General features: G+C 40.3%; 17 protein-coding genes. 14 read left to right on the forward strand and 3 right to left on the reverse strand.

Annotated elements, in window-relative coordinates:
- The first annotated feature begins 87 nt into the window (after positions 1-87).
- Both CH76_RS13485 and CH76_RS13490 read left to right on the forward strand, forming a co-directional pair.
- Entirely contained in the window at positions 88-1,170 is a 1,083-nt protein-coding gene (locus CH76_RS13485) for an S-layer homology domain-containing protein (protein ID WP_051910284.1), read from the forward strand.
- A gap of 169 nt (positions 1,171-1,339) precedes the next feature.
- Positions 1,340-2,440, forward strand: coding sequence for an S-layer homology domain-containing protein (locus CH76_RS13490; protein ID WP_051910285.1), 1,101 nt, complete (start codon positions 1,340-1,342; stop codon positions 2,438-2,440).
- Between the two features lie 35 nt (positions 2,441-2,475).
- Here the strand turns inward: CH76_RS13490 and CH76_RS07885 are convergent, their stop codons facing one another.
- Positions 2,476-3,363 (reverse strand): DUF1385 domain-containing protein, encoded by an 888-nt coding sequence (locus tag CH76_RS07885; RefSeq protein WP_369792377.1) that lies wholly within the window; start codon positions 3,361-3,363, stop codon positions 2,476-2,478.
- 192 nt (positions 3,364-3,555) lie between these two features.
- On the opposite strand from CH76_RS07885, the gene aroQ reads away from it, so the two are divergent.
- From aroQ to CH76_RS07915, 6 genes are all read left to right on the forward strand, one after another.
- Positions 3,556-3,999 (forward strand): type II 3-dehydroquinate dehydratase, encoded by a 444-nt coding sequence (gene aroQ / locus CH76_RS07890; RefSeq protein ID WP_036144944.1) that lies wholly within the window; start codon positions 3,556-3,558, stop codon positions 3,997-3,999.
- A complete protein-coding gene (locus CH76_RS07895) occupies positions 3,993-5,054 on the forward strand; it encodes a Xaa-Pro peptidase family protein (protein WP_036144945.1) in 1,062 nt (353 codons plus the stop codon). The genes aroQ and CH76_RS07895 overlap by 7 nt, the downstream gene beginning before the upstream one ends.
- 15 nt (positions 5,055-5,069) lie before the next feature.
- A complete protein-coding gene (gene efp, locus CH76_RS07900; RefSeq protein WP_036144947.1) occupies positions 5,070-5,627 on the forward strand; it encodes an elongation factor P in 558 nt (185 codons plus the stop codon).
- A gap of 444 nt (positions 5,628-6,071) precedes the next feature.
- On the forward strand, positions 6,072-6,569 hold the full coding sequence (gene accB, locus CH76_RS07905; RefSeq protein WP_036144948.1) for an acetyl-CoA carboxylase biotin carboxyl carrier protein: 498 nt from the start codon (positions 6,072-6,074) through the stop codon (positions 6,567-6,569).
- A 14-nt stretch (positions 6,570-6,583) separates the two neighbouring features.
- Entirely contained in the window at positions 6,584-7,936 is a 1,353-nt protein-coding gene (gene accC / locus CH76_RS07910; RefSeq protein WP_036144949.1) for an acetyl-CoA carboxylase biotin carboxylase subunit, read from the forward strand.
- A gap of 109 nt (positions 7,937-8,045) precedes the next feature.
- Positions 8,046-8,444 (forward strand): Asp23/Gls24 family envelope stress response protein, encoded by a 399-nt coding sequence (locus CH76_RS07915; protein WP_036144951.1) that lies wholly within the window; start codon positions 8,046-8,048, stop codon positions 8,442-8,444.
- Between the two features lie 34 nt (positions 8,445-8,478).
- Here the strand turns inward: CH76_RS07915 and CH76_RS07920 are convergent, their stop codons facing one another.
- Positions 8,479-9,330 carry a YitT family protein gene (locus tag CH76_RS07920; protein ID WP_036144953.1) on the reverse strand — a complete coding sequence of 284 codons (852 nt, stop codon included), beginning with the start codon at positions 9,328-9,330 and terminating at the stop codon, positions 8,479-8,481.
- A 152-nt stretch (positions 9,331-9,482) separates the two neighbouring features.
- Positions 9,483-10,652, reverse strand: a complete 1,170-nt coding sequence (locus CH76_RS07925; protein WP_036144954.1) for an MFS transporter — start codon at positions 10,650-10,652, stop codon at positions 9,483-9,485.
- Positions 10,653-10,859: 207 nt separating this feature from the next.
- On the opposite strand from CH76_RS07925, the gene nusB reads away from it, so the two are divergent.
- The 6 genes from nusB (at position 10,860) to dxs (ending at position 16,651) form a co-directional block, all read left to right on the forward strand.
- Positions 10,860-11,243 carry a transcription antitermination factor NusB gene (gene nusB, locus CH76_RS07930; protein WP_036144955.1) on the forward strand — a complete coding sequence of 128 codons (384 nt, stop codon included), beginning with the start codon at positions 10,860-10,862 and terminating at the stop codon, positions 11,241-11,243.
- 26 nt (positions 11,244-11,269) lie between these two features.
- On the forward strand, positions 11,270-12,118 hold the full coding sequence (gene folD / locus CH76_RS07935) for a bifunctional methylenetetrahydrofolate dehydrogenase/methenyltetrahydrofolate cyclohydrolase FolD (RefSeq protein ID WP_036144956.1): 849 nt from the start codon (positions 11,270-11,272) through the stop codon (positions 12,116-12,118).
- Positions 12,119-12,169: 51 nt separating this feature from the next.
- Entirely contained in the window at positions 12,170-13,519 is a 1,350-nt protein-coding gene (gene xseA / locus CH76_RS07940) for an exodeoxyribonuclease VII large subunit (protein ID WP_036144957.1), read from the forward strand.
- Positions 13,516-13,740: an exodeoxyribonuclease VII small subunit gene (xseB, locus tag CH76_RS07945; protein ID WP_036144959.1), complete on the forward strand. Its 225-nt coding sequence runs from the start codon at positions 13,516-13,518 to the stop codon at positions 13,738-13,740. The genes xseA and xseB overlap by 4 nt, the downstream gene beginning before the upstream one ends.
- A complete protein-coding gene (locus CH76_RS07950; RefSeq protein WP_036144960.1) occupies positions 13,737-14,615 on the forward strand; it encodes a polyprenyl synthetase family protein in 879 nt (292 codons plus the stop codon). The genes xseB and CH76_RS07950 overlap by 4 nt, the downstream gene beginning before the upstream one ends.
- A 158-nt stretch (positions 14,616-14,773) precedes the next feature.
- Positions 14,774-16,651, forward strand: coding sequence for a 1-deoxy-D-xylulose-5-phosphate synthase (gene dxs / locus CH76_RS07955; protein ID WP_036144961.1), 1,878 nt, complete (start codon positions 14,774-14,776; stop codon positions 16,649-16,651).

Below are 16,651 nucleotides of genomic sequence, written 5' to 3' on the forward strand. Positions count from 1 at the left end.
GGTTGGCGACAATGCCTCCCCGACTTACGCTTTGCGTTGAAGTCGGGGAGGCATTGTCGCAAATCTGATGAAAAAAGGAGGATGATTATGAAGAAACTACTATTTAGCGCTTTAACAGCAGGGGCACTTTTACTTGGCCCAACCGCTCAAGCTGCTAACTTTAATGATGTGCCAAGCAGCAATACTTTAAAGTATGAAATTGATTATTTGGTGGAGCAGGGGGTAATTAATGGCTATAAAGATGGTTCATTCCGCCCTAATGATATGATTCAAAAACAGCATATCGCCAAAATTTTAGCGAATTCATTACAGCTAGATACGAGCAACGTCGCTGACCCTGGTTATAAGGATATCCCAAAGACGCATATTTATTATAAGGAAATTGCGGCTGCACAAAATGCAGGTATTTTTGGTAAGGCTGAGTATTTTCAGCCTAACTCTACGATTTCACGTGGCTTTATGGCACGTGTGCTAGTACGTGCCTATGAGTTAAATATGCCAAATCTAGCAGGTTTTGAACCTACTGATTTTGTGGATGTCCAAAAAAATAATGCCTATTATAAAGATGTGAGTACACTTAGCGCGTTAAATATTACAAAAGGTTCGTATCGTGATGGTAATGCCTATTTTGATCCAAATAAAGCAGTTTCACGTGCACATTTTACCGCTTTTTTAGCGCGTGCCTCAACACTTACAATAGCTGATGTTGATATGGATACGGATGCCGTTTATACATACCATATTACTACTGCGGATGGTGATACATATCTGCGCTCCTACGATTATCTCGGCAATGATGGTAAAAATGAGGTGTGGGAAAATATCGAGGGTGACTTCCCTAATATTTTAACGTATTATGGCGGATCTGAGATAGGCTACTCAGCAATAAGTGAGGAACCCCATTATGAATTATATGCGCATTTGCCATTGGCGATTGGCGTAAATCAAATTGAAGGTCCTGTTCATAACGAGCGTACATCTGTTATTGCGACAGATGCTACGATCCAAGTGAATAACACTACGTATAAAAATGTTGTAGTAATTGAGGTACAAGGCTTTGACTTTGGTGGTTATAAAGAGCGCTACTACATCAAGTCGGGTATTGGCGTTGTTAAAATCGAAAGTTTGGTTAATCCATTTAAAATGGAATTAGTATCTTTAGCTAAGTAAGAAGTAAAGAAGTGTCTGGATTTTTCAGACACTTCTTTTTTTCGTAATAAATTATATGTTTTGTTACGGCATTGTAATGTAATTGTAAGGAAGATGCGTTAGTGCACATAATTTTGTATGTTACGCTAAGTGAGTTGGAAAATATTTTAGTAAAAGGAGAGAATCACTCATGAAGAAAATAGTAGCTACTCTTGCTGCTTTATTTTTAATGAGTACTTTCGCAATTACGGGCCATGCCCAAATGTTTAAAGATATCCCGAACAATAGTGATTCATTTTATGAAGTGAATTACTTAATTAATAAAGAAGTAATTAGTGGTTATAGCGACGGCACATTCCGTCCAACAGCGCTAATTCAAAAGCAACACATTGCGAAAATGCTCGTGCAAGCATTACATTTACCAACGGATAATGTCACAAATCCAAATTACGAGGACATCCCAACAGATTTCCTCTATTATAAGGAGATTGCGGCAGCACAAAATGCAGGGTTGTTTGATAAAGCACCAACATTTAATCCAAAATCAACAATTACACGTGCAGATATGGCAGAAGTGCTAGCACGTGCTTATAGACTACAGGCACCTGAGGGCTATGAAGATAGCTTTACGGATATTTCGGCAGATACACCGAGCTACGACGCAATTTTAGCGATTGCCTCAACAGGTATCACGATTGGTACGCCTGATAAGGCTAACCCAGGCTATCGCTCATTTATGCCAAATAAAGAGTTAACGCGTATGCACTTTACCGCATTTTTAGCGCGTGCGATGACGTTACAGCCGTATACGTTTTCGTTAGCACAAAAATCACAGCATAATTATGATGTGTTAATCCCAGCAGGTACGACACGTAATTTACTATATGAGCCAGCAGGTGAGGGTACTTGGTCAGTATCTAACTTAACGGATGGTTATATGTATAATTCGTATAAAGAGGAAGAAACAGACGAACGTTATGTGATGAGCCCTCCAACGGCTGATCAAAAACCACTTATCATTCAAAAACCTATCCGCATTGGTACACAGTCTAAACTTGAGGATGGACCAAATGCTACGGTAACGATTATTTCGACAATGGCTAAAACGGTAGTGAATGGTAAAAAGTACGAAGACTTAGTATTAGTGGAGCAATATGACCGTGATACTAAAAATATTTATCACTATTTCTTTGCTAAGGATAAAGGGTTAATTAAGCAAGAGCTTGTAGCTATAGGTGAGCAAGCAAAGTTAACACCTGAGATGACGTTAGTTAAGCAATTAGTAGAATAAAAAAGATGGCGTCGCATATGCGGCACCATCTTTTTTTAGTCATGATGTAGTGTTGGAATCACTTCAGGGTGTTGCTCTACTTCAAGTAATTTATTAAACGAGGCAATGGCAATTTCGGCTTGGTCGTCTTGTGGCTCTTTAGTAGTTAGCAATTGTAACCATAAACCAGGATAGCCAAGAAAACGTAGCACAGGAATGTTGCGCACGGCGTTTGTTGCTTGCAGTACCTCAAATGAAATACCAAGCACCACAGGAATTAATAAAATACGATTGACAATACGTAACCAAAACGGGTCAGTTGGTACAAAAAAGTACACAAACATCCCCACGATAACTGTAAATAAAATAAAGCTACTACCACAACGGTAGTGAAGACGAGATTGTGCCTGCACGTTTTCTACGGTTAGGGGCAGGTTAGCTTCGTAGCAATTAATGACCTTATGCTCCGCACCATGGTATTGAAAGACGCGTTTAATAAGCGGGGTGAGTGAAATAAAATACAAATAGCTTAGTAACAGCACGAGTTTAAAGCCACTCTCTAATAAAATTTGCCCCGTTTTACCTGGCACCCATGTAGCAAGAGCTTGTGCTAAAAAGACAGGTACAAGCGTAAAGACAAATTTACCAAATAAGAAGGAAAGGATACCAACAATGGCAACACCTAAAATCATTTGGAGCTTAGAGCCGCTCTGCTCCTCCTCTACAACTTCCTCACCTGGTGTAACATCATAGCGATCACCTGAAAACTGCATATGGCGAGAGCCTACGCCCGTTGATTCGATGATAGCAACAATGCCGCGAATAAATGGGATTTTTTTAAGCTTTTGTAACGCAGGTCGTACTGGTTTTTCATAATGATAATAGTCTACGGAGTCGTCATTGCGTCGGATTGCGGTGACAGTGTGCTTTTTACCACCAAACATCACACCTTCTAGCAAAGCTTGACCACCATATACTGGTGTTTGATTACTCAAACAAAAACACCACACTTCTCTTAATAAATTTTACAAACAATACGGTAAGTGTACTAAATTTTCGACTAAAGCACTACTAATAAGTGCTTGTCTAAAAATTGTGATAAACTAGAGGGAGTACAACGAAAAGGAGAATGCGGTGTGAAGATTATGATTTTGAATGGGCCAAACTTAAACCGTTTAGGCAAGCGAGAGCCGGCAATTTATGGCTATGAAACATTAGAGGATGTACACAATAACTTACTGCGTGTAGCTGAGCGCTATTTAGCAGAGCTTGACTTTAGACAGTCTAACCATGAGGGTGAGCTTGTGGACTGGCTACATGAAGCGGCAGATAAAAGCTATGATGGTGTGGTCATTAACCCAGCAGCTTATACGCATACAAGCGTAGCGTTACATGATGCCGTTGCAGGTATTGATGTGCCTGTAATTGAGGTGCATATTTCTAATGTACATAAGCGCGAGGCTTTTCGTCACCATTCCTATCTTGCGCCTGCATGTCTTGGCCAAATCGTTGGGCTTGGCACGTACGGCTATGAGTTGGCGTTGCAAACACTTTTACAAAAGGGAGAATCATCATGTTAAAACTAGACAAACTTCGACAAGCATTACAACAACAATCACTAGATGGCTTACTTATTACAAATGAGTTTAATCGCCGCTACATGACAGGTTTTACGGGGACAGCAGGTGTTGCAGTAGTAACAAAAGAAGATGCAGTATTTATTACGGACTTCCGCTACACGTCTCAAGCAACTGAGCAAGTGGAGGGTTTCCGTATTGTACAGCATAACGGCTCGCTCATTCAGGAGGTCGCTACGCAAGCTGAGCAAATGGGTATTAAAACATTAGGTTTCGAAAAGGAAGCGATGACCTTTGGGACGTATGAACAGTATAAAGAAATCGTACCGTCACAATTCGTGCCAACTTCGGGTCTGATTGAAAAAATTCGCTTGATTAAGACGCCGCAAGAGATTACTATTATTAAGGTTGCATGTGCGATTGCGGATGATGCATTCACACATATCCTTGACTTTATTAAGCCTGGTAAAACAGAGCTTGAAGTAGCGAATGAGCTAGAGTTTTTCATGCGTAAGCAGGGTGCTACGTCTTCTTCTTTCGATACGATTGTTGCTTCGGGCTTACGCTCAGCCCTGCCACATGGTGTTGCAACAAATAAGGTGATTGAAAAGGGCGATTTTGTTACACTAGACTACGGAGCATTATATAATGGTTATATTTCAGATATGACACGTACCATTGCGGTAGGTGAGCCATCTGAAAAGCTAGTGGATATGTATAATGCCGTGCTAGCATCGCAATTATTAGCGCTTGAAAAGGTTGGCCCTAACATGACGGGTAAAGAGGCTGATGCTGTAGCACGTGACTATTTGGCTTCAAAAGGTTACGGCGAGGCATTTGGGCACTCTTTAGGTCACGGCATCGGTTTAGAAGTACACGAGGCACCGAGTCTTTCGGTGCGCGGCGAAACCGTATTAGAGCCAAACATGACAGTTACGCTTGAGCCGGGTGTTTATTTACCAGGTATTGGCGGCGTTCGTATTGAGGATGATATTTTAATTACTGCAACAGGTAATGAAAAGCTTACGCACTCAACGAAAGAACTTATTATTTTATAACTTGGAGGAATACAAATGATTTCAGTAAACGATTTTCGTACAGGCTTAACTGTCCTAATTGATGGACAACTTTACCGTGTAATGGACTTCCAACACGTAAAACCAGGTAAAGGTGCTGCTTTCGTACGTTCTAAATTACGTAACCTACGTAACGGTTCAGTAAACGAAAAAACTTTCCGCGCTGGTGAAAAAGTAGAGAAAGCACAAATCGACAACCGTAAAATGCAATACCTATATGCACAAGGCACAGACCATGTATTTATGGACTTAGAGTCTTATGAGCAAATCGAATTACCAGAAAAACAAATCGAATATGAACTACAATTCTTAAAAGAAAACATGGAAGTTCATATCCAATCATACCAAGCTGAAGTATTAGGCGTGGAATTACCAACGACTGTTGAGCTAGAAGTAGCTGAAACAGAACCAGGTATTAAAGGCGATACAGCTTCAGGTGGCTCTAAGCCAGCGAAAATGGAAACGGGCTTAACAGTTCAAGTACCATTCTTCGTAAACGCGGGCGATAAATTAATCATCAACACAACAGATGGTTCATACAGCTCACGCGCATAATTACGTAAAGGCTCTGCATAAATTTGCAGAGCCTTTTGTGCTTTTATTATTGAACAATAACAGTTTTTGCCCTTAAGTTAGCATAGTTTAGCTAGATTAATAAGTATTTTACAAATAAGTTGTCTGAATAGATTGATAAAATTGTTAATACAGCGTAAAATGATTGTTAATGTCTCAACCATATAGCAAAGATACAGGGGAATGGGAAAAGTGAGTAATGACACGTCACTGGGGTGTTTTTAAGTTAATGCTAAATTTAAAGTAGTTAACTCATTTATCGTTGTGTTATATAGCAGTAATAAAATGTGTGATACTTATTCGTAGCAGATGTGGTCTTTTTTGATTAGATATACTTATTTTTCATTTAACTATTTCAAATTGTATGAAAAAACTATAGAATAGACATTGTAAGAAGTAGATTTTATTCAATAAGGAGAGTTAGCAATGTTCAAAATCCAAGAAATTCGTGAAATTATCAAGTTAGTTGACGCATCTTCAATCGACGAGTTCGTTTATGAAGTTAAGGATGCAAAAGTTAAGTTAAAGAAAAAAGCGGGTGTTGTGGTAACTGACGTAGCACCAGCGAAAAAAGAAGTAGCAGCTCCTGTTGTACAACAAGCACCAGCGGCAGCTCCAGTAGCTCAAGCACCAGCAAAAGAGGAAGCACCAGCAGCGGCGACGCCAGTTAATGATGATCCATCATTACATAAAATCACATCGCCAATGGTAGGTACATTCTACGCAGCACCAAACCCAGAGTCAGAAGCATACGTAGCAGTAGGCGATAAAGTAGACGACGAAAAAATCGTTTGTATCGTTGAAGCAATGAAGCTATTCAATGAAATTGAAGCTGAAGTTAAAGGCGAAATCGTAGAAATTCTTGTTAAAGATGGCGACTTAGTTGAATACGGTCAACCATTATTCCTTGTAAAAGCTGAGTAAGGAGTGCATATATAATGAAAAAGGTTTTAATTGCCAACCGTGGTGAGATTGCTGTACGTATTGTGCGTGCTTGTAAAGAGCTAGGCATTAAATCAGTAGCAGTATACTCAGAAGCAGACGCAGAAGCATTACATGTTCGCCTAGCGGACGAAGCCTACTGCATCGGTCCTAAATTATCTAAAGATTCATATTTAAATATGAATGCATTACTTAGCGTTGCTGAAAAAACAGGCGCTGATGGCATTCACCCGGGTTACGGTTTCGTAGCTGAAAACGCAGATTTCGCTGAAGCATGTGAGGACGCAAACATTAAATTTATCGGACCATCATCAGATTCGATTAAAGTAATGGGTATTAAAGACGTTGCACGTGACACAATGGAAGAAGCGGGCGTTCCTTTAGTGCCAGGTACAGGTATTGTTCCTGATATCGAAACAGGCGTTAAATGGGCACATGAAATCGGCTTCCCGGTTATCATCAAAGCAACAGCTGGTGGTGGCGGTAAAGGTATCCGCGTAGCGCGTACTGAAGAAGATTTACGTAAAGGTATCGATATTACACAAAAAGAAGCGGCTGCAGCATTTGGTAACCCAGGCGTTTACTTAGAGAAATTTATCGAATACTTCCGTCACTGTGAAATCCAAGTGCTAGCTGATAGCTTTGGTAACACAATTCACTTAGGTGAGCGTGACTGTACGGTACAACGCCGTATGCAAAAATTAGTTGAGGAGGCACCATCACCAGCATTATCTGACGAGCGTCGTCGTGAAATGGGTGAAGCGGCAGTTACAGCAGCAAAAGCATGTAACTACGAAGGTGCAGGTACGATTGAATTTATTTATGATTACCAAGCTGATAAATTCTACTTCATGGAAATGAATACACGTATCCAAGTAGAGCATCCCGTAACAGAAATGATTACAGGTGTTGACCTTGTTCAACAACAATTAAAAATTGCGTCAGGTGAGAAATTACCATATACGCAAGAAGATATTAAATTTAATGGTTGGGCAATCGAGTGTCGTATTAATGCTGAGAATGCTTATAAAAACTTCATGCCTTCAGCGGGTAAAGTAACAGATTACTTAGCTCCTGGTGGTTATGGTGTGCGTGTAGACTCTGCAGTATACCCAGGTTACTCAATCCCACCATACTATGATTCAATGGTAGCGAAACTAATCGTTCATGCTGATACACGTGATGAGGCAATTGCTCGTATGAATCGTGCACTTAGTGAATTCCAAGTGGACGGCGTTCATACAACAATTCCATTCCACGAAGCGTTAATGAATAATGATGTTTTCCAATCAGCGAAATTCAACACGAAGTTCCTTGAAGAAAACGATATTTTAAACGTTAAAAAATAAGCTATTTACCTGTCGCAGCTTGCGGCAGGTTTTTTTGTCTTATAATGAGGAAGTATAGTATAATGATTAACAGAAGTAACGTGTTTGTTATAAGGAAAGGATGATAGTAATGGCTGAAAAAGCGGGGCAATCTTTCGTACAACCGACACCGTCGGGCAAAGAAGAATTAGGTAAAATTGAAATGGCGGCAGAGGTGCTTGAAGTTGTAGCGGGTATTGCAGCGACAGAAGTTGAGGGCATTGCAGCAACACGCGGCAACTTTGCATCAGGTGTGGTTGAGCGTTTTGGTAAAAAGGTGCACAATAAAGGTATTAAATCAGGCGTTGCTGAAAACGGTGATATTATTATAGATGTATACTGTTCAGTAAAATATGGCTACGCGATTCCTAAAGTAGCAAAAGAAATGCAATCACAAATTCGCCAAGCAATTCACAATATGGCAGCGATTGAAACAGCAGAAGTTAATGTGCATGTCACAGATATTGACTTTGAAACAACTGAATCCTAATAAAAACGCTTCGGATAAGCTCCGAAGCGTTTTTTTATATTTTGGCTTTAGAAAAGCCACGGCCTAAAATTTCAGAGGCGCTTAGGAAAATAACAAAGGAGTTAGGTTCTTCGTTAGTAATAATTTGTTTGAAATAAATCGCCTCGGCTTGTTCCATGACACATAATAAAAGTGCACGCTCCTTTTTAGAAAAAGCGCCAAAAGATTGCACCTGTGTTACACCGCGCTCTACATGCTCATAAATTAATGAAGTGACGCGTTCCTCATTGTCGGTAATAATTAACACAAGTTTATTGTCACCAGATTGCAATTGGACAAAGTCAATCACCTTACTTGTGACAAAAATCGAAATGAGTGCATACAAAGCAAGCTCAAAGCTAAAGACGAAGGCACTAGCTACAACGACAAAGCCATCGACAATAAGTTGCGAAAAACCGCTAGAAATCGAAGCATATTTTTTTAGGATTTGAGCAAGTGCTGCAGTTCCCCCAGTAGAACCACCGCCTCGGTAAACAAGTCCAAGCCCCACACCTAGTACAATCCCCCCGTAAATTGACGACAAAAGATCATGTGAGCCTTTAGCGACCAAGGCTTCTGTTAAGTAGATGGTTAGTGGCACCATCATTGTGCCAAGCAATGTTTTATAACTAAAATCTTTACCAAGTGCAATAAAGCCTACGACAAAGAGTGGAAGGTTAATAATAGCTTGTACGAGCGCAGGCTTTGTACCATATAGCTCAAATAAAATCGTACTAATCCCTGACACACCACCAGCGGCAAGTTGTGCAGGAAGTAAAAACACATTATAGGCGATACCAACGAGCATAGCGCCGGCGATAATAAAAACATAATTGAGTGCGGTGTTGGTTTTCTTAAGTTGTGGCATAGTAAAAATCCTTTCTCTCTCTTCAATTGCTTTAGTATAGCAAGGATTTTAGTTCGATTGGGCTTAAGTGGTAAAATAGCTAGCCTAGTAGCGCGTTAAAACGTTAAAGAATCGCATAAAAAAGAGGCTACATAGCAGTAGCCTCTGTGCGATTAAAGTTGTGGTTTTTTCCAAAACATTGCAATGCCAAGTCCTATAAATAAGGTGATTGTTGCAAAGTAGTAAGGGTAATCTAAATTAATATCAAATAGCAAACCACCTAGTACAGGCCCAAAAATATTACCAAGGCTCGTAAACATAGAGTTCATGCCGCCTACAAAACCTTGCTCATTACCTGCCACATTAGATAAATAAGAGGTGACAGCAGGGCGGATTAAATCAAAGCCAATAAAAATTGTAAAGGTTACGGCTAAAATCATAAAGTACGACGATACTAACGTCATAGCAAAGGCAAGCAATGCAGAAACGAGTAGCGCAATACGAATTAAGTTAATTTCCCCAATCTTTTTGACGATTGGATCAAGTAAAACAACTTGTGCAATGGCACCAATAATAGCACCACCCGTAATAACGATTGCAATATCTTTTGGCGTAAAGCCAAATTTATGGTCTACAAATAAACTAAATAAAGATTCGAAAGTAGATAGGCCAAAGGTCGAAACGAAAATTACCACGAAGGCAATAAAGTATAAGGGGTGGAAGATACGCTGTAAGCCTTTGCGTTCCTTCTCATCACCGTTACGTGCAACGACTTCTTCAGTTGAGCGCTCTGGCTCTTTTAAAAATAATAGCGAAAGCACAGCTGCAACTGCACCAAGCACACCAGCAGTATAGAAGGGTACGCGTGTACCAATTTCAGCTAAAAATCCACCGAAGCCAGGACCGATAATAAAGCCTGTATTAATGGCAGCTGACATATAGCCAAGTGCTTTTGGGCGTGTAGCCATTGTTGTAATATCTGCAATAAATGCGGTAACGGCTGGCATAATAAATGCTGCGCTTAGCCCGCCTAATGCGCGAGAAATAAATAAAACCTCTACGGATTTACCTAGGCCAAATAAAAATTCGGATACCCCAAAGATAAATAAGCCCGTAACAATCATAGGTTTACGACCAATTTTATCAACCCAACGCCCAGAAAATGGTGAAACAATTAACTGCACAATGGCAAAAGTCGCAACCATATACCCGACTACCTTACCACTAATGTTAAACTCGTTCATAATCGTTGGTAGTACAGGAATCACAAGACCAATACCTAAAAATGCGATAAAGAGATTGGTTAATAGAATGGTGAGTGTAATTTTTTTGTTTTTTGACATACATCATAGCCCCTTAGCGTAAAAAAATACCCAAAACATTTGTTTAGGGCAAAATCGTCTTTTGATTATAGCACGGTAGTAGCGATAACTAAAATTTTTTCCTATAATACGTGGAAAATTAACGAAAATATGCGAGCTACGGTGTGCATTTGGTCAAAATATGCTATGATAAATTTTAATGCTATAAGTAGAAGGAGTACGCCTATTATGAAACGACGTGAAGCGCGCGAAAAAGCGCTACAAGCACTGTTTCAACTCGAAAATACCGAAGTGACAGTTGATGAAGCTGTTACACATATTATTGAGTCTGATAAACGCAACGAATTTTTCGAGCGTTTAGTATATGAAACAACAGAGCACCAAGAAGAAATTGATGCAAAGATTACAGCAAGTCTAGAGAACTGGTCTTTTGAGCGTTTGCCAAAGGTAGAAAAGACCGTACTACGTTTAGCTGTGTTTGAACTCCTATATATGGAAGAAACACCGAAAAACGTAGTCGTAAACGAAGCAATTGAGTTATGTAAAACATTTTCGGACGAGAAAGCAGCAAAGTTCGTAAATGGTGTTTTATCAAATATGGTTCAAGCGTAAAAGTTGCGGAAGGGGATTTAGTACAGATGTCGAAAATAATTAGTGGTAAAGAAATTGGTCAAAAAATTCGTGAGGACGTTGCAAAACGTGTAGAGCGTGTGAAAGAGCAAGGCGTAACACCAGGTCTAGCTGTTATTTTAGTTGGTGATAACCCTGCTTCTAAAACATATGTCGCGAATAAGCAAAAATCATGTGCAGCCATTGGCGTACATTCGGAACTAATCAAGCTACCTGCTGAAACTACAGAGGAAGCATTAGTAGCGGAGATTACAAAGCTTAACGAAGCGGCGCATATTCACGGCATTTTAGTGCAGCTACCATTACCAAAACATATTGATGAGGATACGATTATCGCAGCAATTGCACCTGCAAAAGATGTGGACGGTTTCTCACCAATTAGTGTTGGTAAAATGATGCTTGGCCAAGATACCTTCTTACCATGCACACCTTATGGCGTAATGAAACTACTTGAATATAGTGGTGTAGAAGTAGCGGGTAAACATGCAGTTGTTGTTGGACGTAGCCATATTGTTGGTAAGCCAATGGGGCAATTATTATTGCAAAAAGATGCAACTGTAACTTATACACACTCTAAGACACCTGATTTAAAAGCCATGACAAAGCAAGGAGATATTATTATCGCAGCTGTCGGTCGCCCGAACTTTATTACAAAAGAGCATGTAAAAGAAGGCGCAGTTGTTATTGACGTAGGGATTAACCGCGACGAAAACAATAAATTATGCGGCGACGTTGATTTTGCAGACGTAGAGCCTGTAGTAAGTAAAATTACACCTGTACCAGGTGGTGTAGGTCCAATGACGATTACAATGCTACTCGAAAATACAGTAAAATCGGCAGAAAATACGTTAAAGTAATAAGTAAGAAGCTGTCTGAACTTGTTTCAGGCAGCTTTTTTTATGAGGAGGATGACAATGCCATCTTATTTAACGGTACATGCATTAACCCAATATATTAAACGCAAGTTTGACGCAGACCCTCATTTACGTAAGGTGTATGTGCAAGGTGAGCTTTCTAATGTAAAGCATCACCCATCAGGTCATATTTACTTTGTGTTAAAGGATGGGCATACGCAAATTTCGGCAGTGATGTTTAAAAAACAAGCATCGCAATTAGTTTTTCGCCCAGAATCCGGTATGAAGGTCTTTTTATGTGGCGATGTTACCGTTTATGAAAATTATGGTAGCTATCAACTTTATGCCAATGAAATGTTGCCAGTCGGTGCGGGTGCACTCTTTGTTGCCTTTCAACAATTGCAGGAACGCTTAACGCAGGAAGGGTTGTTTAAGCAAGAGTTTAAGCAAGCTTTGCCAAAATACCCAAGAGCGATTGGTGTGATTACAGCGCCTACAGGAGCGGCAGTGCATGATATTTGCACAACGTTAAAGCGACGCTATCCACAGGCACAAGTTTTTATTTATCCTACACTTGTACAGGGCAAGCAGGCAGCGCCAAAAATTGTAGAGAAAATCGAGCAAGCTAATCGAGAACAGCGTGTAGATATGTTAATTGTTGGTCGAGGTGGCGGCTCAATTGAAGATTTATGGGCTTTTAATGAGGAAATAGTAGCGCGTGCTATTTTTGAAAGTCGTTTGCCGATTATTAGTGCAGTAGGACATGAGAGTGATACGACGATAGCTGACTTTGTAGCAGACTTGCGCGCGCCAACACCAACGGCAGCGGCAGAGCTTGCTACACCAGATTATAAGGAGATTCTTGCTAATCTACTCGCAATAAAATCGCGTATGACGGCAACTGTACGTAGTTATATGCAACAGCAACGCCAGCAATTTAATCGTTTGAGCCAAGCGTATGTATTACAAGACATTACGCGTACACTACGACCATTTGTTGAGCGTCTTGGTAATTTGGAGCAACGTTTACCGACGGCTATGCAAATTCAGCTAATGCAACAACAAAAGGCATTGCAACAATTAACATTTAGGCTACAGCCTTATGAGCCTAAGCAAAAGTTACAAGCAGAAAAAGCCTATACAGCACGTTTGCAAGAGCGTTTGACACGAGCTATGCAAGGCGTATTGTTAACAGAGCAACAACGCTTAACACATACTTGTCGTACACTAGCTGTGCTCAATCCGTTGCAAACGGTAGGACGGGGCTTTCAATTAACATATAAAGACGAATTACCAATAACTTCAGTAGCTCAACTAGCCGAGCAGGATGAAATTCGTGTACAATTTAAAGATGGTCATATTAAAGCGACTGTTAGTGAAGTAATAGAGGGGGAAGACAAATGAGCGAGACGGTAACATTTTCGGGTGCTTTAACTACACTTGAAGAAGTGGTACGCAAGCTAGAAAGCGGTGAGGCATCGCTAGAAGAAGCGGTTGAACTGTATAGTAAAGGGATGCAGTTAGCGCAAGTATGTCAAGAAAAACTACAAGTAGCAGAAGATAAGGTAGCCAAAATTATTGATGACAGTGGTAATGTAGCCGTATTTGAGGAGGAGCAACGATGACATTAAAAGCATTTATGGATGAGCAGATCCCATTATTAGAGCAAGAGATGTACAGCCAAGTTACACGTTTAACGATGCCAGAGAACTTAAAAGAGTCAATGCTATACTCATTAAAAGCTGGAGGGAAACGTATTCGTCCGCTATTCGTCCTAGCTGTATTGGACCTTTTTAATAAGCCATTGCAAGCAGGTTATGAGGTAGGCGCTGCGCTTGAGATGACGCATACGTATTCTTTAATCCATGATGATTTACCAAGTATGGATGATGATGATTTACGTCGTGGTAAGCCAACAAACCATATTGTCTTTGGTGAGGCTATTGCGGTACTAGCAGGTGATGCCTTAAATACATTAAGCCTTGGTATTTTAGCAAATGTTACTGGCATTACAGCAGAGAAGAAGGTTGAGCTTGTACAACTATTTAGCCGTGCATCAGGTGCAGAGGGCATGGTAGGTGGCCAAGTACTTGATATTGAAGGCGAGCAAAAGCAACTAACATTAACTGAGCTAGAGCAAGTGCATATTAATAAAACAGGTGCGCTATTACGTTTTGGTATTGAGTCGGGTGCAGTGCTAGCTGATGCTACACCTGAAGAACGCGCTTATTTAAACGAATATGCACATCATATTGGTTTAGCTTTCCAAATTAAAGATGATATTTTAGATATTGAAGGTACGTCAGAGGAGTTAGGTAAAACAGCAGGTAAGGATGAAGCAAGCGAAAAGAGTACTTATCCTGCACTACTAACAATAGAGGGCGCGCATAAAAAACTGCAAGAGCATTATGACTTAGCGCTTGCGGCATTAAATAAAGTTGACAATGAGGCAACATTGTTACAAGAAATCGCGCATTATATCGTACACCGAAATAAATAATTGTTATAAAACACGTGCTTTAGTGTGAGACTATGCTAAAATATGTGAGTATATCAATGCGTAAAAAAACTAATGTGTTTTGTTTTGTGCATGACACTTACACTGTTATAATGTTGAAAACAACGGTGAATACATTTATGAAAAGGTGTGTGAGGAAGGTGGATTTAACTACGATTACTAGTCCATCCTTTTTGAAAGATTTATCGAATAAGGAACTAGAAGCATTAGCTCAGGATATTCGTACGTTTTTAATTGAGAAATGTGCACAAACGGGAGGACATATTGGACCTAACTTAGGTGTAGTAGAACTAACGTTAATGTTGCATAAAATGTTTGATAGCCCGAAAGATAAATTTTTATGGGATGTTGGCCACCAAGCTTACGTGCATAAAATTTTAACAGGTCGTGCGAGTCAGTTTGATACACTTCGTCAGTTCAAAGGGCTTTGTGGTTTTCCAAAGCTTGTGGAGAGTGAACATGATGAGTGGGAAACAGGTCACAGCTCGACGTCTCTGTCTGCTGCTATGGGTATGGCAGCCGCACGTGACATGAAAAACGAAACAAACTATGTAGTTCCCATTATTGGTGATGGCGCACTAACGGGTGGTATGGCGCTTGAGGCATTAAATCATATTGGGCACGCAAAAACAAATATGACAGTAATTTTAAATGACAATGAGATGTCCATTGCACCAAACGTTGGCGCACTTCATAGTATTTTAGGGCGTTTACGCACAGCGAAGGAATACTCTAAAGCTAAAGAAGAAATGGAAACACTAATTAATAAAATTCCTGTAGTTGGTGGCAAGCTTGCTTCAACTGCAGAGCGTGTAAAGGATAGCTTGAAATATTTAGTTGTGTCAGGCGTATTTTTTGAAGAAATGGGCTTTAAATACTTAGGGCCAATTGATGGGCATGATTTTGAGGCGCTTGAAACAAATCTTAAGTATGCAAAAGAAGCAAAAGGCCCTGTGTTAGTACACGTTATCACAAAAAAAGGTAAAGGCTATAAGCCAGCTGAGGAAGATACAGTCGGTACATGGCATGGTACAGGTCCTTATAAAATGGAGACAGGTGCTTTTGTTAAATCCGCTGTTAAAGGCCCTGCATGGAGTAGCCTAGTGGCAGATACTGTAACAAAGCTTGCCGAAACGGACAAACGTATTGCGACAATTACGCCTGCAATGCCTGTTGGCTCTAAGCTAGAAGGTTTTGCGAAAGCGTATCCAAATCGCTTCTTTGATGTTGGTATTGCCGAACAACATGCCGCAACAATGGCAGCAGGTATGGCAACGCAACATATGAAGCCGTTTTTAGCAATTTACTCAACCTTCTTACAACGTGCGTATGATCAAGTATTACATGATATTGCACGTCCTAACTTAAACGTCTTTATTGGGATTGACCGCGCAGGTTTAGTAGGCGCAGATGGCGAAACACACCAAGGTGTGTTTGATATTGCCTTCTTACGTCATTTACCAAATATGGTCATTATGATGCCTAAGGACGAAAATGAAGGACAGCACATGGTAAAAACAGCGATTGACTACAATGACGGTCCAATTGCCTTGCGTTACCCACGTGGTAATGGTTTAGGCGTACCAATGGACAAAACACTTCAAGCGTTACCTATTGGTAGTTGGGAAGTGTTGCGTGAAGGTAAGGATGCTAGCATTCTAACATTTGGTACAACTATTCCAATGGCTATGGAAGCAGCCGAAGCATTAGCTGCCCAAGGTATTGAGGTAGAAGTAGTGAACGCACGCTTTATTAAACCGATGGACGAAGCTATGCTACATCGCATTATGCAAAGTGGTAAACCTGTCCTTACAATAGAGGAAGCCGTACTTGCGGGAGGCTTTGGTAGCGGTGTGTTAGAATTTGCACATGACAATCACTATACAACAGCTATTGAACGTATCGGGATTCCTGATGAATTTATTGAGCATGGTAGTGTTAATGAGTTATTAGCTGAAATTAACGTTACAACAGAAGAAACTATTGCGCGTATTACACAACTCGTGCAACAAAAGTAG

Source organism: Lysinibacillus sp. BF-4, assembly GCF_000743635.1.
Taxonomy (GTDB): Bacteria; Bacillota; Bacilli; order Bacillales_A; family Planococcaceae; genus Metalysinibacillus; species Metalysinibacillus saudimassiliensis.